Source organism: Salipiger abyssi (assembly GCF_017311415.1).
Lineage (GTDB): Bacteria > Pseudomonadota > Alphaproteobacteria > Rhodobacterales > Rhodobacteraceae > Salipiger > Salipiger abyssi_A.
This window is the reverse complement of sequence record NZ_JAEKIS010000006.1, coordinates 180,085-197,147: the sequence shown is the minus strand read 5'-3', so window position 1 is coordinate 197,147 and position 17,063 is coordinate 180,085. Positions and strand designations below refer to the sequence as shown.

Genomic DNA, 17,063 nt, shown 5'->3' with positions numbered 1-17,063 from the left:
GTCTAGACCGGCGGGCCGTAAGCCGGGGGCAGGGGGATGTTGTATTCGGAAGGCGGAACCTCGTTATCCACTGGCGTCAGCGTACGCAGGAAGGCTACGATCGCGGCAAGATCGTCGTCGCCCAGCCCGCGATACATGGCAAAGGGCATCGGCGGCCCGATGAGCGAGCCGTCGGGCCGCAGCCCCTCACGGATCGCGCGCGCCAGCTCGGCGTCGCTCCAGTCGGCGATGCGGCTCGCGGGGGTGATATTGGGCGCATAGGCCGTGAAGCCCGGGTTCTTGTCGACCAGCCGTCCGGCCAGCTCCATGCCCGGCACCGGCCCGTCCGGGCCCAGCGGCGTGTGGCAATTGCCGCAGCCCGCCGGCCCCCGAACGAGATATTCGCCGCGCGCCAGATCCGGCTCTGCGGTGGCTGCCACGGCAAGGCTGCCGAGGCTGGCGACCGACGTCGCGAACGCCTTCAACTTCATGATGTGTCTCCCCCGAGAGATGCAATTAAAAGTGTAAAACAAAACAGATACGCGAAACTCACCTTATCAGCTCCGTCCCGTCTGGCGACAAAAATTGACGCAGGGTCAAGCGGCGGGCGCTGGAGCTGACAGCCGAGGAAAGACGACGATATGCCAGCCACGATCTCTCGCGCCGATTATGCCGCCATGTTCGGTCCCACCACCGGGGACAGGCTGCGGCTCGCCGATACCGATCTGATCATCGAGGTCGAACGCGACCTGACCGCCGAGCTGGTGGGCGCCGCCGGTGGCGGTAACGGGCCGGTCTATGGCGAAGAGGTGAAGTTCGGCGGCGGCAAGGTGATCCGCGACGGCATGGGCCAGTCGCAGACCACCCGCGCCGACGGTGCCGTCGATACGGTGATCACCAACGCGCTGATCGTCGACCATAGCGGCATCTACAAGGCCGATGTCGGCCTGCGTGACGGGCGCATCCACAAGATCGGCAAGGCCGGCAACCCCGATACCCAGCCCGGGGTGAACATCGTCGTCGGCCCGGGCACCGAGGCCATCGCCGGAGAGGGGCGAATCCTCACGGCCGGCGGCATGGACAGCCATATCCACTTCATCTGCCCGCAGCAGATCGAGGACGCGCTGCATTCCGGCCTCACCACCATGCTGGGCGGCGGCACCGGCCCGGCCCATGGCACGCTGGCCACCACCTGTACGCCGGGCGCCTGGCATATCGGGCGGATGATGCAGGCCGCCGATGCCTTCCCGATGAACCTCGCCTTTGCCGGCAAGGGCAATGCCTCGCTGCCGCTGGCACTGGCCGAGCAGATCAAGGCCGGCGCCTGCTGTCTCAAGCTGCACGAGGACTGGGGCACCACCCCCGGCGCCATCGACACCTGCCTGAGCGTCGCCGACGACATGGACGTTCAGGTGATGATCCACACCGACACGCTCAACGAGAGCGGCTTTGTCGAGAACACCGTCGCCGCCATGAAGGGCCGCACCATCCACGCCTTCCACACCGAAGGCGCCGGCGGCGGCCATGCGCCCGATATCATCAAGATCTGCGGTGAGGAGTTCGTCCTGCCCAGCTCCACCAACCCGACGCGGCCCTATACCGGCAATACGCTGGAAGAGCATCTCGACATGCTCATGGTCTGCCACCATCTCGACAAGTCGATCCCCGAGGATGTGGCCTTTGCCGAAAGCCGCATCCGCAAGGAGACCATTGCCGCCGAGGATATCCTGCACGACATGGGCGCGTTTTCGATCATCGCGTCCGACAGCCAGGCCATGGGCCGGGTGGGCGAGGTGATCATCCGCACCTGGCAGACCGCCGACAAGATGAAGAAACAGCGGGGCAAGCTGGCGGAAGAGACCGGCGACAACGACAATTTCCGCGTTCGCCGCTATGTGGCGAAATACACCATCAACCCGGCCATCGCCCATGGCATCAGCCAGCACATCGGCTCTGTCGAAGAGGGCAAGCGCGCCGATCTCGTGCTGTGGAACCCGGCGTTTTTCGGGGTGAAACCGGAAATGGTGCTGATGGGCGGCACCATCGTCTGTGCGCAGATGGGCGACCCCAACGCTTCGATCCCGACGCCGCAGCCGGTCTATTCGCGCCCCATGTTCGGCGCCTATGGCCGTTCGGTCGAAAACTCTGCGGTGATCTTCGTCTCCGAGGCGGCGCAGGCCGAGGGGATCGGCAAGACGCTGGGCATCGCCAAGCAGACGCTTGCGGTGCGCAACACCCGCGGCATCGGCAAGAAGGATCTGATCCTCAACGATGCCACGCCGGAGATTGAGGTGCACCCCGAGACCTACGAGGTGCGCGCCAATGGCGAGCTGCTGACCTGCGAGCCGGCGACAGAGCTGCCGATGGCGCAGCGCTATTTCCTGTTCTGACCCGGCCGGCGCGCTTCGCATGACACGGCTGTTCCTCTGCCTGCTGGCGCTGCCCTCGGTGGCGCCGGCCGATTGTCCGACGGCGGCGGATCTCGACACGGGAATCCTGTTTCATCTCGCGGGCGGCGATACCGAGCTGTTCCGGCGCGAGGACGCGCAGACGGTGCGCTCGGTCTATCATTACGCGGAGGAGAACGCCGAGAGCCATGTGCTGCTGGGGCGCGGCATGTACGTGCTGGCCTATGGCGAGACGCAGGACGGCCAGCCGGTGCCCGAGGGGCTGATGCACTACGATTTCGGGCGTACCCCGGCAGAGATGCCGCTGCCCGAGCCTGAGAGCGGCTGGACGGCGGATGTCGAGGTAACCGCCACCTGGGGCAGCGAGCACGAGGTGCAGATCTACAGTTTCGGACCGCTGAGCCGGGTCAGCTTCGGCGATTGCAGCTATGATATGATCCCGGTCATCCAGTCCTACCGGCCCGATCCGCTTGGTACGGTGGAATTCGTGAACTGGCTGCCGGAGCTCGGCATTTCCTATCTGTCGCGTATCGCCGACCGGGAGGGCGAGGACCGCTACGACTACACCGGCATCGAGGCCGTGCACTGATGGCGGTCAAAGGTAGTTCAAAGGTAAACCATTTACCTATGCGCTCAGCGAAACGCGACTTTGCAGATGCAGCATTTGTGGAGTCGGGCAGGATCGCTTACCTATCGTTCGTGGGAGGGGACCTAAACATCGAAAGGAAGGTTTCCCATGGCATTTCAAAGCGCCGTTCATCATCACGAAGCACCGCTCTTCTCGCGCTTTCTGAGCGCAATCGGCCACATGTTCGTTTCGATCGGCGAAGCGAATCCGCGTCTGAAACGCGTCGAGGCGCTTCAGCGCCTGTCCGACGCCGAGCTGGCCGAAAAAGGCCTGCGCCGCGAAGACATCGTGCGCCACGTTTTCCAGGATCTGTTCTACGTCTGATCCTGCGTCCGAGTTTCCGGATCGCCGCGCGCGCTGACGCGGGCGCCGTTCCAACCTGCCAAGGCCACGCACCCGGTGAGATCCGGGGCGTGGCCTTCTCTGTTTTGCGGCCCCCGCGCCGCGCGAAAGGAGCCGAGACATGACCACGCTGCCCACCAGCCACGAGATTCTCCGCAAGGGCCTCTGGGACGATGCCGCCGACACCGTCCGGCTGAGCTATGAGGACCGGTTCCTGCGCCGCAAGGTGCTGAAGGCGGCGTCGGGGCAGGGTTTTCTGGTCGATCTCGCCCATACCGAAAGCCTCGATCATGGCGATGCCTTCCGGCTCACCGACGGGCGCGCCGTGGCGGTTGAGGCGGCGGAGGAGCCGCTGCTGGCGGTGACCGGCGCCGATCTGCCGCGCATCGCCTGGCATATCGGCAACCGTCACACCCCCTGTCAGATCGAACAGGGCCGGCTGCTCATCCAGCGCGACCATGTGATCCGCGACATGCTGGAAAAGATCGGCGCCACGGTGGCGGAGGTCGACGAGCCCTTTACCCCCGAGGGCGGCGCCTATGGCCATGGTCGCACCCACGGGCACGACCATTCGCACAGCCACGGACCCGAGGCACATAGCCATGACGACGGCCACGGGCACAGTCACAGCCATTCCCACAGCCACGGATCGCACCCGCATACGCATGAGCACTGACCCGGCGCTGACCCTGCACCAGCTTTTCTCCCCGGCCTTCCCGGTGGGGGCCTTCGCCTATTCGCACGGGCTCGAAACCGTGGTGCAGGCGGGGCAGGTGGGCGATGCCGGCAGCCTGCTGGCCTGGCTGGAGGCGGTGCTGCGCCACGGTGCCGGCTGGTCGGACGCGGTGCTGATGGCGCAGGCGGCGCGCGGCGCGGATCCGGAAACGCTCTCCGAGCTGGGCCGTGCGCTTTCGCCCTCCGCCGAGCGGCGGCTGGAGACCGAGCAGCAGGGAAATGCCTTTGCCGCGACCGTTTCGGAGGTCTGGGGGCTGGAGATCCCGCCATCCCCCTACCCGGTGGCGGTCGGGCTCGCGGTGCGGGCGCTGGAGCTGCCGCTGGCGGAGGCGCTGCGGCTTTACCTTCTGGCCTTTGCATCCAACCTCGCGGGCGCCGGCGTGCGTCTGGTGCCGCTCGGCCAGACCGAAGGCCAGCGCGTGGTGGCGGCGCTGGCGCCGCTCTGCGCGGCGCTGGCAAAACAGGCGGAAGCGGCGGATCTCGATGAGATCGGCGGCTTCGCGCCGCTGATCGACATTGCCAGCCAGCGCCACGACATGCTCTATTCGCGGCTCTTCAGATCGTAACATCGTAACGGAGGTAAAGATGGCATCCCCGAACGGACCTTTGCGCGTGGGCCTCGGCGGCCCGGTGGGCGCCGGCAAGACCACGCTGACCGCGGCGCTCGCCCGGGCGCTGCGCGACCGGCTGTCCATGGCGGTGGTCACCAACGACATCTACACCCGCGAGGATGCCGAGGAACTGATGCGCCAGCAGGTGCTGCCGCTCGATCGCATCAAGGGGGTGGAGACCGGCGGCTGCCCGCATACCGCGATCCGCGAGGATGCCTCGATCAACCTCGCCGCCATTGCCGAGCTGAACGCGGCTTTCCCCGATCTCGACCTGATCCTGATTGAATCCGGGGGCGACAATCTCTCGGCGACCTTCTCGCCGGAACTGGCCGACGTGACGATCTATGTGATCGACACCGCCGCCGGCGAGGAGATCCCGCGCAAGGGCGGGCCGGCGATCACCAAATCCGACATCCTGGTGATCAACAAGACCGATCTCGCGCCTTATGTGGGCGCCTCGCTCGACGTGATGGAGCGCGACGCGACAAAGATGCGCGCCGGGCGGCCCTTTGTCTTTGCCTCGCTGCGGCAGGGGCAGGGGGTGGACGAGATCGTCACGCTGCTGGCGCAGATCGGCGGGCTGCCCCTGGTCGAAGCCGCCGAGTAGCGCGACAAGCCTATCGGTGCGGGTGATGCCATATGGCGCCACCTCATCTTGGCGTTCCTGCCGGTGGCGCGACAAGATATAGTCGCGCCGACTCAGTTACCGGAAAGGGATTCGTTCATGCCGCTCAGCCCCGAACAGCAGGCCGAAATCGACGCGCAGCGCGCCGCTCCGCAGCCGACCCTGCGCGCCGTGTCCGAGGGCATGGAGGCGCATCTCTATACCGCTCAGCCGGTACTCGACCACGGTTTCGTGCGGGTGGTCGATTACATGGGCGACGATGCGGCGATCTGTCAGGCGGCGCGGGTTTCCTATGGCAAGGGCACCAAATCGGTCAGCAACGACGAGGGGCTGATCCGCTACCTGATGCGGCACTGGCACTCGACCCCGTTCGAGATGTGCGAGGTCAAGCTGCATGTGAAGCTGCCGATCTTTGTGGCGCGGCAGTGGATCCGTCACCGCACCGCCAATGTGAACGAATATTCCGCCCGCTATTCGATCCTCGACCGGGAATTCTATGTCCCCGCGCCCGAGCATCTGGCGGCGCAGTCCGAGGTCAACAACCAGGGCCGGGGCGCCGCGCTCTCGGGCGAAGAGGCCGAGCGCGTGCTGCGCTATCTGCGCGACGACGCGATGCGCAGCTACGACCACTACGAAGAGATGATCTCGACCGAAGGGCAGCAGGGGCTGGCGCGCGAGTTGGCGCGGATGAACCTGCCGGCGAATATCTACACCCAGTGGTACTGGAAGGTGGATCTGCACAACCTGCTGCATTTCCTGCGCCTGCGCGCCGATGCCCATGCGCAATACGAGATCCGCGTCTATGCGGATGCGATCTGCGAGATGGTCAAGGACTGGGTGCCCTTCGCCTATCGCGCCTTCGAGGATTACCGCATGGGCGGCGCGCAGCTCTCGCGCAGCGCGCTCGACTGTGTGCGCCGGATGCTCAAGGGCGAGGAGGTCACGCAGGAAAGCTCCGGCATGTCCAAGGGCGAGTGGCGCGAGTTCAAGGCGGTGCTCGACGGCGAGGCCTGAAGAGGCGCCGCATCCCTCCTTCCGCGATCCCGAGACGATCTGACGGCGCGGCGCTCTCGACATCTGCGCCGGGCTGTCTAGGTTTCTAGGAAAGACCGCAAAGAAGGAGGTGTCACATGGGCATCCGGTATCTGCACACCATGGTCCGCGTGAAGGACCTGGAAAAATCCCTCGCATTCTACAAGCTTCTCGGGCTGAAGGAGCGCCGCCGCAGCGAAAGCGAAAAAGGCCGCTTCACCCTGGTTTTCCTCTGCCCGCCGGAACAGGATGACGGCACCGCGGATGTGGAGCTGACCTATAACTGGGACGGCGACGAGGGGCTGCCCTCGGATTCGCGTCATTTCGGGCATCTCGCCTATACCGTGCCGGATATCTACGAGATGTGTCAGACGCTTATGGACAATGGCGTCACCATCAACCGGCCGCCGCGCGACGGGCATATGGCCTTTGTGCGCTCGCCCGACAATGTGTCGATCGAGCTTTTGCAGCAGGGCGACGCGCTGCCGCCGCAGGAGCCCTGGGCGAGCATGGAAAATACAGGTCATTGGTAAGGGCCGCCGCCCTCCGGCTCGCGGCGCTGGCCGTTGTGGCGCTGATGCTCCTTCCGGGCGCGGCGCGGGCCGAGGGCTGCCGGCTGGCGCTGCTGCTGGCGCTGGATGTGTCGTCCTCGGTGGATGACAGCGAATATCAGCTGCAAAAACAGGGCCTGGCTGCGGCGCTGTCGGACCCGGACGTCAAGCGCTCGATCCTCGAAGGCGAGGGAGATGTGGCGTTGTCGGTCTATGAATGGAGCGGGCGGCGGCAGTCGACCCTGCTGCTCGACTGGATCCTGCTCTCAGATGAGGATGCGCTGAACCAGGCGGTGGGCACGATCCTCGCCGCGCCCCGCAGCTACAACCGCTTTCCCACCGCCATGGGCTATGCGCTGGGTTACGGGGCGGGCCTGCTGGAGCAGGCGCCGGCCTGCGCGCGCAAGGTGATCGACGTCTCCGGCGACGGCATCACCAATGACGGGTTCCGTCCGCAGCAGGCCTATGCGCATTTCCCCTTTCACGGCGTGGTGGTGAACGGGCTGGCGGTGCTGGGCTCTGACCCGCGTGTGGTGGATTATTTTCGCGGTGAGGTGGCGCATGGCCCTGGTGCCTTTGTCGAGGTGGCAGAGGGCTATGAGGATTTCCGCCGCGCGATGACGCTGAAGCTGTTTCGCGAGCTCAACGATATGATTGTGGGGGCGCTGCGACCCTGATCCGTTTCGCGCCGCGCCGCGCTTGGCCGGCGGGCGTGGTCTGCGCTGCGGAGACGATTTTTCGTACAGGCAAGCTGCGGCATTGTGTCGCCGCGATTCCGTGATACGCTCCTCTCAGGGAGGACGTTTCATGCTGCAATTTGCCATTGGCCTGTTTCTGGGGCTGTTGATCATGGTGCCGGCGGTGGCCATCGTGCTGTGCGCGGCGCGGCTGACGCACAGAGCCGAGACGCAGGCGCCGAGCGCGCCGCGCTGGCGGCTGAAGACGGTGGATTTGCCGGGGCGATAGGCCTGCGCGGACCGGTTGGTCTGGCGCGACCCGGGGGAGGGGCGCGCCGACGGCGGTCAATAGATATACCTGATCTGGTCGGTCCAGAACCGTTCGAGCCGGCGCAGCGAGGTGTTGATGACGTCGAGCCCATCGAGGTCGATCATGTTGCGCCCTTCCAGGCCCTCGGAGTGGCGTTCGAACAGCGATTGCACCATATCGCGCACCTCGCGCCCCTGCGCGGTCAGCCGCACCCGTACCGAGCGTCGGTCGATCTCGCAGCGCTGGTGGTGCATATAGCCCATCTCGACCAGCTTCTTGAGATTGTAGCTGACATTGCTGCCCTGATAGTAGCCGCGCGATTTCAGCTCGCCCGCGGTCACCTCGTTGTCGCCGATATTGTAGAGGAGCAGCGCCTGCACCGCGTTGATCTCGATAACCCCGGTGCGCTCGAACTCGTCCTTGATCACGTCGAGCAGCAGCCGGTGCAGCCGCTCGACCAGGGACAGCGTTTCAAGGTACCCGGCCATGTAGCCGCTGAGCGGCCTGTTTCCCATGGAGGCATGAATGCTCATAACCGTCTCCGCCTGTATTCGTTGACAGGCAGGTTTGCGGCAAAAAGACGAACAATCGGTTAAATCGCCTAAGATACTTGGAAAACCGCAGATTTCCGCGCGTCAGCGGTTGCAGGCGGTGGCAGCAATATCGTCGATCAGCCCACGCAGCGCGTCGGGCGCCGGGCGCTGGCCCGAGACCCACTGATAGAGATCCTGGTCGTTCTCCTCCAGCAGCGCCTCATAGGCGTCGAGCTGCGCCGCATCCATCTGCGCCAGCCTCGCTTCGGAGTAGCGCATCAGGATGATGTCCATCTCCTTGATGCCGCGCCGCATGGAGCGCATCGACAGCCGTTTCAGGCGATGTTCCGGAGTTTCGCTCATGCCTCTTCCTTCAGCAGCTGGCGCAGGGTCTTTTCCAGCCGCCCCAGCCGGTCGCCGGCGGTCTGGATCTGGGTCTTGAGCGCGCGGATCTCCAGCAGCGCCTCGTTGATATCCGCAGGCAGGGTGCCGCCATCGCCCTCGGGCGCCGCGAGCCCCTCGCCCTCGCCGGTGAGCAGCCAGCCCATCGACACGTTGAGCAGCCCGGCCAGCATCTGCAACTTGTTGGCGCGCGGCTCGGACAGGTCGTTTTCCCAGCCCTGAAGCGTCTTGAGCTTGATGCCCATCCGCCGCGCCAGTTTCTCCTGGCCCATGCCGGCGGCCTCGCGCGAGGCCGCGATGCGGTCGCCGAAGGTGGCGGCGTCGGGGCCGTACCAGTCTGTTGTGTCGTTCATCTCGCTCTCCTCCGGCCTCCCGGGCCGTTTCCCTCGCGGTGGAAGCCGCTTGAACGGGTGCTGGGCGCACCCTATGACAGTCGGGACCCCAATTCAAACGGTGCCCCCATGGCTTTTCTCTCCGATACCCTCGCCCGTGTGAAACCCTCGCCCACGGTGGCCGTCACCCAGCTTGCCAACGAGCTGAAGGCGCAGGGCAAGGATGTCATCGGACTCGGTGCCGGCGAGCCCGATTTTGACACGCCCGACAATATCAAGGAGGCGGCGATTGCGGCCATCCATGCGGGAAAAACGAAATACACCGCGCCGGACGGGATCATCGAGCTGAAACAGGCGATCTGCGCCAAGTTCAAGCGCGAGAACGGGCTCGACTACGAGCCCGCGCAGATCAGTGTCTCGACCGGCGGCAAGCAGGTGCTCTATAATGCCTTCATGGCGACGCTGAACCCCGGCGACGAGGTGATCATCCCGGCGCCCTACTGGGTGAGCTATCCCGACATGGTCAAGCTCGGGCAGGGCGAGCCGGTGATCGTCGAAGGCAAGCCGGAACTCGGCTACAAGATCACGCCGGAGATGCTCGAGGCGGCGATCACGCCGAAAACCAAGTGGTTCCTGTTCAACTCGCCGTCGAACCCCACCGGTGCCGGCTATTCCCGCGCCGAGCTGAAAGCGCTGACCGATGTGCTGATGCGTCACCCGCATGTCTGGGTGATGACCGACGACATGTACGAACACCTGGCCTATGACGGGTTCGAATTCTGCACCCCCGCGCAGGTGGAGCCGGCGCTCTACGACCGCACGCTGACCTGCAACGGCGTCTCCAAGGCCTATGCCATGACCGGCTGGCGCATCGGTTACGCAGGCGGGCCGAAAGAGCTCATCGCGGCGATGCGCAAGATCCAGTCGCAATCGACCACCAACCCCTGTTCAATCAGCCAATGGGCGGCGGTCGAGGCGCTGACCGGGCCGCAGGAGTTTCTTGGAGAGTGGGTTGAGGTGTTCAAGCGCCGGCGCAATCTGGTGGTCGGCAAGCTGAGCGCCATTGACGGCATCACCTGTCCGACGCCCGAAGGCGCGTTTTATGTTTATCCGTCGATCAAGGGCATGCTGGGTAAGACCTCCGCCGCCGGCACGCTGATCGAGAACGACGAGGCCTTTGCCAAGGCGCTGCTCGAAGAAGCGGGTGTCGCGGTGGTGTTCGGCGCGGCCTTTGGCCTCTCGCCCAATTTCCGCATCTCCTATGCGACCTCCGACGCGGCGCTGGAAGAGGCCTGCAATCGCATCGCGGCCTTCTGCGAAGGGCTGGTTTGAGGGGCGGTTGCGCAAGCGACAGGAGCGAGCATGGCGAGCGAATTGCCGGACTACTACTTTCGGGTGCGCGACAACGGGGCGCTGGTGTTCCGTGTTGATCTGGAGAACCGCCAGCGACGGATCGAGATGGACCAGATCGCGGTCGTTAACCTCAACCGCGACGAGATCAAGCCGCATGGCGACCGGGTGCTGAGTGAGGCCGATCTCGCGGCGATCCGATCCTGGATGGGCGAGCGCAAGGCCCTGCTGGCGATGCGCGATATCGACGATATCCACCGCGCCATCGACCATCTCAACATGACCGCGCAATGGGCGCAGTCGCGCGCCAGCGACGATCAGCTCGACGCGGTGACCGATGCGCTTTTGCTGGCAATGCACGATCTGCGCTCGGTGCTGGTGCGTAAAAAGGCCGATCGGCTGACGAAAGACTGAGCGCCGACACCGGATTCCCATGTCAATAGAGGCATTTCCGGGGCGCTGTGCGCGAAATGGAAACGATACGCGGGAATCCGGACAATTCATTGACTTAAAAGGCGGGACTGCTACGCTGCGGCGAAGAATAATTTCCGATCACTTCGGTTTCTCGGGGGACACCATGCGCGCATCCGTTTTTCTCGCCGCCGCCGCGGCTCTGTCGATTTCCGCCTCGCAGGCTCTGGCCTGGGGCGACATGTATATGGGCGATGCCACCGCCGATCCCAGCCGCCAGCCGCTGGTGCAGGCCTATCCGTCGGCCAATTACTGCCCCGCCGGCAAACAGCCGGTGATCATCGGCGGCGTGATTTGCTGCGGCGTGCCGACGGCGGGCACCTATTACAACCCGGCCTCCTATGCCCGCAAGACGATCAAGAAAAGCGCGCCGGCGAAATCCTACATGCCCCGCGCCTATGCGCCCGAGGGCGAAAAGGGCGTCGTCTACAAGTAATTCCGGCGCCTTCGGGCCCTTGGCAAACCCGGAGAGGCCGCGTATACGCGCGGCCTGAACCATTTCCGGGGATCCGACCATGCAGGGCAGTGCCAATCTCAACATCATGATCAAGGCGGCGCGCAAGGCGGGCCGCTCGCTGGTGAAGGATTTCCGCGAGGTCGAGAACCTTCAGGTCTCGATGAAGGGCGCGGGCGATTTCGTCAGCAAGGCCGATATCGCCGCCGAGGCGATCCTCAAGGAAGAGCTGCTGGGCGCGCGGCCGACCTATGGCTGGCTCGGCGAGGAGGGCGGCGGCCAGGACGGCGCCGATCCGACGCGCCGCTGGATCGTCGATCCGCTCGACGGCACCACCAATTTTCTGCACGGGCTGCCGCACTGGGCGATCTCCATCGCGCTGGAGCACAAGGGCCAGATCGTCGCCGGTGTGGTCTTCGACCCGGCCAAGGACGAGATGTTCTATGCCGAGAAGGGCAATGGCGCCTGGCTCAACGATTCCCGCCGGCTGCGCGTCTCGGGGCGCTCGCGGATGATCGAGGCGATCTTTGCCACCGGCGTGCCCTTTGCCGCGAAAAAGACCCTGCCGGCGACGCTGAAGGATCTCGCCCGGCTGATGCCGGAATGCGCCGGTGTGCGGCGCTGGGGGGCGGCGGCGCTGGATCTCGCCTATGTGGCGGCGGGCCGCTACGATGGCTACTGGGAGCGCGAGCTGAACCTCTGGGACATCGCCGCGGGCTATCTCATCGCGCAGGAGGCCGGCGCGCTGGTCGACGCGGTCCGCGAGGGGCAGGCGCCGCTTGAGGCGGGCACGATCCTCTGCGCCAACAATGCGATCTTCGACAGCTTTGCCAAGGTGATCCGCGAGAGCTGACCGCCCCGCGTCGTGCCCGGCGGGATTTCTTTGCGTATTTCAAAAGAGAAGAAGCCCAGGGATCCGCGCGGTCCCCGGGCTTCTTCTCTTTGACAAATACGCCCGCCGGAGGCGTCCGGCGCGTGCCGCGCGCTCAGCGGTCGGAGGGGTGGTTGACGCCGTCTTCCCAGCGGATCGGTTCGTACTCCGCCGGGTTCACGCCTTCGATGGCGCCCATATTGACCCCGTATTCGTTCGGGTTCGAGCGGCGCCGGTGATACATGTAATTGCCGCAGACCGAGCAGAAATAGTGCTTCGCGGTCATTGTGCCGAACTGGTAGAGCGTCAACGTTTCGGCGCCCTTCACCACCTCCAGCCCGTCCAGCGGGGCCGAGACCACGGCGGCGCCGCGGCGGCGGCAATAGGAGCAGTCGCAGCGCCGGGCGGTGTTGAGCCCGTCCGAGAGCGTCACGCGCAGCTCGACGGCGCCGCAATGGCAGGTGGCTTTCAGAGGCTCGGTCATCGTCTGCGTCCGATCTTGGGGATGGTTGTGGTGTCGGTATAGCGCGCCGCCGGGTGGGGCGGGTGGCCTTGCGTGCGGTTCCAGTAGCGCGGGCCGCCGCGCCGCAGCCAGACCGGCACGGTCAGCAGCAGCCCCGCGACAAAGCCGCCCAGATGCGCCCAATAGGCGACGCCGCTGCCCTCGGCGGCGCTGCCGACCCCGCCGAAGACCTGAAGCGCGAACCACACCGCTAGCACGATCCAGGCGGGGATGGGCAGGATCTTGAAGAAGACGATCAGGATCACCAGGATATCGACCCGGGCGCGCGGGAAGAGCAGCAGATAGCCGCCCATCACGCCGGCGATAGCGCCGGAGGCCCCGACCGTCGGCACCGGCGAGAAGGGCGCGGCGAGGTAGTGGGTGAGCGCCGCCAAAAGGCCGCAGGCGAGGTAGAAGCCGAGGAAACGCAGATGCCCCATCTCGTCCTCGATATTGTCGCCGAAGATGAACAGGAACAGCATATTGCCCGCCAGATGCGCCACCCCGCCATGCAGGAACATCGAGGTGAGCATGCCGGTCAGCCCGCCGCCCTCGCTCACCAGTGCGGGGATCAGCGCCCAGTCGTAGAAGAAGGCGTTGAGCGCGCGCGGTTGCTGGAACAGCGACCAGTAGCTGAGGAATATGAGAATATTCGCCACGATCAGCCCGTAGGTGACATAGGGCGTGCGGCCCGAGGGGTTGTGATCGCGGATCGGAAACATCGCCTGTAGCTTGGCGCGGTTTCGTCCGGCGTCAAGGGCCGGCGATGCGGGCGCGGCGCGGGGCCGCGCCCGGGCGCTTACATATTGCCGCCGAGCAGCGCCGCATTGCCGCCCGAGGCGGTGGTGTCGATGCAGACATGGCGCTCGGCGCGGGCATGGCCGCGGTCGGGGGTGCCGGTGATCAGCGTCAGGATCGGCCCCTTGCGCTCGGCGAGCGCGCGGCGATAGGCACGGGCGCTGTCCGCGTCGCCCCACCAGATCGCCGCAGAGATATCGGTGAGGGTCGCCAGCGCTTCGGGCGCCACCTTGCCGTGCGAGACCACGGCGACGCCGCCGAGCTTGCGGATCGCCTCCGCCTGGGCGGCGGCGCAGTCCGAGCCGGGACCGAGGCAGAGCACCGGCGGGCGGGCCAGCGTGGTGTATTGGTTGGCCTCGCCGGTGGGGCCGGGCAGCTCGGTCGTCACCGGGCCGGGCGCATGGCCCGCCGCCGCAAGGGCTGCGCTCAGCCGGTCGGGCAGGTCGTGGGTCGACCAGGAGCCCACCGGCCCGGCATGGGCATGGCTGCGGAAACGGTCGCAATAGAGCGGCCCGCCGGCCTTTGGCCCGGTGCCCGAGAGCCCCTCGCCGCCGAAGGGCTGGCTGCCGACGATGGCGCCGATCTGGTTGCGGTTGACGTAGAGATTGCCGGCCTCGACGCGCTCGGTCACATGCTGCACCCGGTCGTCGATGCGGGTTTGCAGCCCGAAGGTCAGCCCGTAGCTGGTGGCGTTGATGGCGTCGATCACGGCGTCGAGCTGTTCGGATTTGAAGGTGGCGATATGCAGCACCGGGCCGAAGATCTCGCGTTCCAGATCGGCGATGCCGTTCACCCTGACGAGGGCAGGGGCGATGAAATGACCATCTGCCGGCACCTCGGTCTGTTTCAGCAGGCGCCCGTCGGCGCGGGCGGCCTGCACATAGGCGGCGATGCCCGCATGCGCCTCGGCGTCGATCACCGGGCCGAGATCGGTGGAGAGATCCCAGGGCCGGCCGGGGCGCAGCGCCTCCATGGCGCCGGTCAGCATCTCGATTAAAGGCGGCGCGATATCTTCCTGCACATAGAGGCAGCGCAGCGCCGAGCAGCGCTGGCCCGCCGACTGGAAGGCGGATTCGACGATGGCGCGGACCGCCTGTTCCGGCAGCGCGGTGCTGTCGACGATCATCGCGTTGAGCCCGCCGGTCTCGGCGATAAACGGCGTGCCGGGGGCGAGATGTTCGGCGATGGAGCGGTGGATGATCTGCGCGGTCTCGGTGGAGCCGGTGAAGGCGACGCCGGTGACATGTGGCTCGGAGGTCAGGGCCGCGCCCACCTCGCCGGCGCCGGGCAGGAGTTGCAACGCGGAGGCCGGCACACGGGCCTCGTGCAGCAGCTGCACCGCGCGCCAGGCGATCAGCGGCGTCTGCTCGGCGGGTTTCGCCAGCACCGCGTTGCCGGTGGCGAGCGCCGCGGCGATCTGGCCGGTGAAGATCGCCAGCGGGAAGTTCCATGGCGAGATGCAGGCAAAGACACCCTGCGGCGGCGCGTCGTTGTCGAGTGCGCGGGCGGCGTAGTAGCGCAGGAAATCCACCGCCTCGCGCAGCTCGGCCACGGCGTCGAGCTGGGTCTTGCCGGCCTCGCGGTGCAGCATGGCGAAGATCTCGCCGAAATGCGCCTCGTAGAGATCGGCGGCGGCGTTGAGGGCGGCGGCGCGCTCGGCGGCAGGCGCCTCCCAGGGGCGGGCGGCGGCGGCGGCGATGGCGACGGTTGCGGGCGTGGCCCATGTCACGCTGCCCGGGCTGTCGGCGGGATCGGCGGGGTTCTCCAGCGCCTCCTCGGCCCCGTGCGGCGCCTCCTCGGCGGTGATCGGCGCGATCCGCCAGACATGATCGCGGAACGGCGCGCGCGCCGCGTCGATGGCCTCCAGCGTCGGGCGGTGCGTCAGATCGAACCCCTTGGAATTCACCCGCTCGGGCGCGAAGAGCTCCGGACCACGGGCGAGGGGGCGGGTGTCGGTCGTCTCGAAGGGATCGGCGGCGACCACCTCCGGCGGCACCTCCTCGTCGACGATCTGGTTGACGAAGGAGGAGTTGGCGCCGTTCTCCAGCAGCCGCCGCACCAGATAGGCCAGCAGATCGCGATGCGCCCCCACCGGCGCGTAGATCCGGCAGCGCGTGCCCTCGGCCTTGTGCACCAGCTCGTGCAGCACTTCGCCCATGCCGTGCAGGCGCTGGAATTCGAACGCGCTCTTGTCACCGGCCATATGCAGCACCGCCGCCACCGTATGGGCGTTATGCGTGGCGAATTGCGGATAGATACGGTCGGTCATGCCCAGCAGCTTGCGGGCATTGGCGATATAGGAGATGTCGCTATGCGCCTTGGAGGTGAAGACCGGGAAGCCTTCGAGCCCCATCACCTGCGCGCGCTTGATCTCGGTGTCCCAATAGGCGCCCTTGACCAGCCGCACCATGATACGTCGGTCATGCGCCTCGGCCAGCGCATAGAGCCAGTCGAGCGTCTCGGCGGCGCGCAGGCCGAAAGCCTGCACCACCACGCCGAACCCGTCCCAGCCCGCCAGCGAGGGGGCGGCGAAGGCGGCGCCGATCACATCCAGTGACAGCGACAGGCGGTCGGCCTCCTCGGCGTCGATATTGAGGCCGATATTGGCGGCCTTTGCCTGTTCGCAAAGCTGCCTGAGACGCGGCACCAGCACCGCCATGACCTCGTCGCGCTGGCCTTCCTCGTAGCGGGCGAAAAGCGCCGAGAGCTTGACCGAGATGCCGGGATTGTCGCGGATATCGCTGGCCCTGGCGGCACCCGCGATGGCGTCGATGGCCCTGGAATAGGCGTCGAGATAGCGCAGCGCATCGGCCTCGGTGCGCGCGGCCTCGCCCAGCATGTCGTAGCTGTAGGTATAGCCCTTCTCCTCCATGGCGCTGCCGCGCTTCATCGCCTTCTGGATCGTCTCGCCCAGCACGAACTGCGCGCCCATCTCCTTCATCGCGCGGCCCACGGCGGTGCGGATCACCGGCTCGCCCAGCCGTTTCATGGCGTTGCGCAGATGACCGGCGGGGCCCGGGCGCTGCGCCGGATCAAGCACCTTGCCGGTGAGCATCAGCGCCCAGGTCGAGGCGTTGACCAGCGGCGAGGTCGAGCGGCCCATGTGACGGCCCCAGTCCGAGGGCGCGATCTTGTCCTCGATCAGCGCGTCGATGGTCTCGGCATCGGGCACGCGCAGCAGCGCCTCGGCCAGACACATGAGCGCGATGCCCTCATCGGTCGAGAGCCCGTATTCGGCGAGGAAGACCTCCATCAGCCCGGGCCGGGAACTGCCGCGGATATCGCGCACGAGCCCGGCCGCGCGGTTGCCGATGGCGGCGCGGTCCCCGGTCGACAGGGCCGCCTGCTCGCGCAGCCGCGCAACGGTGGCGGCCTCGTCGGCATAGGTGTTGAGGTCGATCTGCTCGCGCAGGGCGGGGTCGATATCCTTGGGCATGACGATCTCCGGTGAT

At 66.3% G+C, this 17,063-nt stretch carries 21 protein-coding genes; 14 read left to right on the top strand and 7 right to left on the bottom strand.

What is annotated here, in order from left to right:
* Positions 1-2 precede the first annotated feature (2 nt).
* On the bottom strand, positions 3-470 hold the full coding sequence (locus I6N89_RS25405; protein ID WP_236016545.1) for a c-type cytochrome: 468 nt from the start codon (positions 468-470) through the stop codon (positions 3-5).
* Positions 471-620: 150 nt separating this feature from the next.
* On the opposite strand from I6N89_RS25405, the gene ureC reads away from it, so the two are divergent.
* The 10 genes from ureC (at position 621) to I6N89_RS10605 (ending at position 7,877) form a co-directional block, all read left to right on the top strand.
* The gene (ureC, locus tag I6N89_RS10650; protein WP_207018429.1) at positions 621-2,369 is read left to right on the top strand and encodes an urease subunit alpha; all 1,749 of its coding nucleotides are present in this window, start codon (positions 621-623) and stop codon (positions 2,367-2,369) included.
* Between the two features lie 19 nt (positions 2,370-2,388).
* On the top strand, positions 2,389-2,976 hold the full coding sequence (locus I6N89_RS10645) for a hypothetical protein (protein WP_207018428.1): 588 nt from the start codon (positions 2,389-2,391) through the stop codon (positions 2,974-2,976).
* A gap of 147 nt (positions 2,977-3,123) precedes the next feature.
* Complete coding sequence (locus I6N89_RS10640; RefSeq protein WP_207018427.1) at positions 3,124-3,339, top strand: DUF1127 domain-containing protein; 216 nt, start codon at positions 3,124-3,126, stop codon at positions 3,337-3,339.
* 139 nt (positions 3,340-3,478) lie between these two features.
* Positions 3,479-4,033: an urease accessory protein UreE gene (locus tag I6N89_RS10635; RefSeq protein ID WP_207018426.1), complete on the top strand. Its 555-nt coding sequence runs from the start codon at positions 3,479-3,481 to the stop codon at positions 4,031-4,033.
* The gene (locus tag I6N89_RS10630) at positions 4,023-4,658 is read left to right on the top strand and encodes an urease accessory protein UreF (RefSeq protein WP_207018425.1); all 636 of its coding nucleotides are present in this window, start codon (positions 4,023-4,025) and stop codon (positions 4,656-4,658) included. The genes I6N89_RS10635 and I6N89_RS10630 overlap by 11 nt, the downstream gene beginning before the upstream one ends.
* A 19-nt stretch (positions 4,659-4,677) precedes the next feature.
* Positions 4,678-5,310 carry an urease accessory protein UreG gene (gene ureG, locus I6N89_RS10625; RefSeq protein WP_207018424.1) on the top strand — a complete coding sequence of 211 codons (633 nt, stop codon included), beginning with the start codon at positions 4,678-4,680 and terminating at the stop codon, positions 5,308-5,310.
* Positions 5,311-5,427: 117 nt separating this feature from the next.
* A complete protein-coding gene (thyX, locus tag I6N89_RS10620) occupies positions 5,428-6,342 on the top strand; it encodes an FAD-dependent thymidylate synthase (RefSeq protein ID WP_076702462.1) in 915 nt (304 codons plus the stop codon).
* A 116-nt stretch (positions 6,343-6,458) separates the two neighbouring features.
* Entirely contained in the window at positions 6,459-6,893 is a 435-nt protein-coding gene (locus I6N89_RS10615; protein WP_076702466.1) for a VOC family protein, read from the top strand.
* 44 nt (positions 6,894-6,937) lie between these two features.
* Positions 6,938-7,588 carry a DUF1194 domain-containing protein gene (locus I6N89_RS10610; protein ID WP_207018510.1) on the top strand — a complete coding sequence of 217 codons (651 nt, stop codon included), beginning with the start codon at positions 6,938-6,940 and terminating at the stop codon, positions 7,586-7,588.
* A 130-nt stretch (positions 7,589-7,718) separates the two neighbouring features.
* On the top strand, positions 7,719-7,877 hold the full coding sequence (locus I6N89_RS10605; protein WP_207018423.1) for a hypothetical protein: 159 nt from the start codon (positions 7,719-7,721) through the stop codon (positions 7,875-7,877).
* Positions 7,878-7,933: 56 nt separating this feature from the next.
* Here the strand turns inward: I6N89_RS10605 and I6N89_RS10600 are convergent, their stop codons facing one another.
* From I6N89_RS10600 to I6N89_RS10590, 3 genes are all read right to left on the bottom strand, one after another.
* Positions 7,934-8,431 (bottom strand): MarR family winged helix-turn-helix transcriptional regulator, encoded by a 498-nt coding sequence (locus I6N89_RS10600; RefSeq protein WP_076702473.1) that lies wholly within the window; start codon positions 8,429-8,431, stop codon positions 7,934-7,936.
* A 102-nt stretch (positions 8,432-8,533) separates the two neighbouring features.
* The gene (locus I6N89_RS10595) at positions 8,534-8,794 is read right to left on the bottom strand and encodes a succinate dehydrogenase assembly factor 2 (RefSeq protein ID WP_207018422.1); all 261 of its coding nucleotides are present in this window, start codon (positions 8,792-8,794) and stop codon (positions 8,534-8,536) included.
* The gene (locus tag I6N89_RS10590; protein WP_076702480.1) at positions 8,791-9,186 is read right to left on the bottom strand and encodes a helix-turn-helix domain-containing protein; all 396 of its coding nucleotides are present in this window, start codon (positions 9,184-9,186) and stop codon (positions 8,791-8,793) included. Before I6N89_RS10590 ends, I6N89_RS10595 begins: the two co-directional genes overlap by 4 nt.
* A gap of 108 nt (positions 9,187-9,294) precedes the next feature.
* Here I6N89_RS10590 and I6N89_RS10585 point away from each other — a divergent pair, with 108 nt between their 5' ends.
* The 4 genes from I6N89_RS10585 (at position 9,295) to I6N89_RS10570 (ending at position 12,293) form a co-directional block, all read left to right on the top strand.
* A complete protein-coding gene (locus I6N89_RS10585) occupies positions 9,295-10,497 on the top strand; it encodes a pyridoxal phosphate-dependent aminotransferase (RefSeq protein WP_207018421.1) in 1,203 nt (400 codons plus the stop codon).
* 30 nt (positions 10,498-10,527) lie between these two features.
* Positions 10,528-10,929: a hypothetical protein gene (locus I6N89_RS10580; RefSeq protein WP_207018420.1), complete on the top strand. Its 402-nt coding sequence runs from the start codon at positions 10,528-10,530 to the stop codon at positions 10,927-10,929.
* A gap of 163 nt (positions 10,930-11,092) precedes the next feature.
* Entirely contained in the window at positions 11,093-11,422 is a 330-nt protein-coding gene (locus tag I6N89_RS10575; RefSeq protein ID WP_207018419.1) for a hypothetical protein, read from the top strand.
* Positions 11,423-11,501: 79 nt separating this feature from the next.
* Positions 11,502-12,293, top strand: coding sequence for an inositol monophosphatase family protein (locus I6N89_RS10570; protein ID WP_076702494.1), 792 nt, complete (start codon positions 11,502-11,504; stop codon positions 12,291-12,293).
* A gap of 133 nt (positions 12,294-12,426) precedes the next feature.
* Here I6N89_RS10570 and I6N89_RS10565 read toward each other — a convergent pair whose 3' ends face one another.
* From I6N89_RS10565 to putA, 3 genes are all read right to left on the bottom strand, one after another.
* On the bottom strand, positions 12,427-12,795 hold the full coding sequence (locus I6N89_RS10565; RefSeq protein WP_207018418.1) for a GFA family protein: 369 nt from the start codon (positions 12,793-12,795) through the stop codon (positions 12,427-12,429).
* Positions 12,792-13,535, bottom strand: a complete 744-nt coding sequence (locus tag I6N89_RS10560; protein WP_207018417.1) for a rhomboid family intramembrane serine protease — start codon at positions 13,533-13,535, stop codon at positions 12,792-12,794. The genes I6N89_RS10565 and I6N89_RS10560 overlap by 4 nt, the downstream gene beginning before the upstream one ends.
* Before the next feature lie 77 nt (positions 13,536-13,612).
* Positions 13,613-17,047, bottom strand: coding sequence for a bifunctional proline dehydrogenase/L-glutamate gamma-semialdehyde dehydrogenase PutA (putA, locus tag I6N89_RS10555; RefSeq protein WP_207018416.1), 3,435 nt, complete (start codon positions 17,045-17,047; stop codon positions 13,613-13,615).
* Positions 17,048-17,063: the final 16 nt, after the last annotated feature.

Excerpts from the sequence above, each read along its gene's own strand:
- I6N89_RS25405 (WP_236016545.1), bottom strand. The coding sequence starts at position 470 with ATGAAGTTGAAGGCGTTCGCGACGTCGGTCGCCAGCCTCGGCAGCCTT.
- ureC (WP_207018429.1), top strand. The coding sequence starts at position 621 with ATGCCAGCCACGATCTCTCGCGCCGATTATGCCGCCATGTTCGGTCCC.
- I6N89_RS10645 (WP_207018428.1), top strand. The coding sequence starts at position 2,389 with ATGACACGGCTGTTCCTCTGCCTGCTGGCGCTGCCCTCGGTGGCGCCG.
- I6N89_RS10640 (WP_207018427.1), top strand. The coding sequence starts at position 3,124 with ATGGCATTTCAAAGCGCCGTTCATCATCACGAAGCACCGCTCTTCTCG.
- I6N89_RS10635 (WP_207018426.1), top strand. The coding sequence starts at position 3,479 with ATGACCACGCTGCCCACCAGCCACGAGATTCTCCGCAAGGGCCTCTGG.
- I6N89_RS10630 (WP_207018425.1), top strand. The coding sequence starts at position 4,023 with ATGAGCACTGACCCGGCGCTGACCCTGCACCAGCTTTTCTCCCCGGCC.
- ureG (WP_207018424.1), top strand. The coding sequence starts at position 4,678 with ATGGCATCCCCGAACGGACCTTTGCGCGTGGGCCTCGGCGGCCCGGTG.
- thyX (WP_076702462.1), top strand. The coding sequence starts at position 5,428 with ATGCCGCTCAGCCCCGAACAGCAGGCCGAAATCGACGCGCAGCGCGCC.
- I6N89_RS10615 (WP_076702466.1), top strand. The coding sequence starts at position 6,459 with ATGGGCATCCGGTATCTGCACACCATGGTCCGCGTGAAGGACCTGGAA.
- I6N89_RS10610 (WP_207018510.1), top strand. The coding sequence starts at position 6,938 with ATGCTCCTTCCGGGCGCGGCGCGGGCCGAGGGCTGCCGGCTGGCGCTG.
- I6N89_RS10605 (WP_207018423.1), top strand. The coding sequence starts at position 7,719 with ATGCTGCAATTTGCCATTGGCCTGTTTCTGGGGCTGTTGATCATGGTG.
- I6N89_RS10600 (WP_076702473.1), bottom strand. The coding sequence starts at position 8,431 with ATGAGCATTCATGCCTCCATGGGAAACAGGCCGCTCAGCGGCTACATG.
- I6N89_RS10595 (WP_207018422.1), bottom strand. The coding sequence starts at position 8,794 with ATGAGCGAAACTCCGGAACATCGCCTGAAACGGCTGTCGATGCGCTCC.
- I6N89_RS10590 (WP_076702480.1), bottom strand. The coding sequence starts at position 9,186 with ATGAACGACACAACAGACTGGTACGGCCCCGACGCCGCCACCTTCGGC.
- I6N89_RS10585 (WP_207018421.1), top strand. The coding sequence starts at position 9,295 with ATGGCTTTTCTCTCCGATACCCTCGCCCGTGTGAAACCCTCGCCCACG.
- I6N89_RS10580 (WP_207018420.1), top strand. The coding sequence starts at position 10,528 with ATGGCGAGCGAATTGCCGGACTACTACTTTCGGGTGCGCGACAACGGG.
- I6N89_RS10575 (WP_207018419.1), top strand. The coding sequence starts at position 11,093 with ATGCGCGCATCCGTTTTTCTCGCCGCCGCCGCGGCTCTGTCGATTTCC.
- I6N89_RS10570 (WP_076702494.1), top strand. The coding sequence starts at position 11,502 with ATGCAGGGCAGTGCCAATCTCAACATCATGATCAAGGCGGCGCGCAAG.
- I6N89_RS10565 (WP_207018418.1), bottom strand. The coding sequence starts at position 12,795 with ATGACCGAGCCTCTGAAAGCCACCTGCCATTGCGGCGCCGTCGAGCTG.
- I6N89_RS10560 (WP_207018417.1), bottom strand. The coding sequence starts at position 13,535 with ATGTTTCCGATCCGCGATCACAACCCCTCGGGCCGCACGCCCTATGTC.
- putA (WP_207018416.1), bottom strand. The coding sequence starts at position 17,047 with ATGCCCAAGGATATCGACCCCGCCCTGCGCGAGCAGATCGACCTCAAC.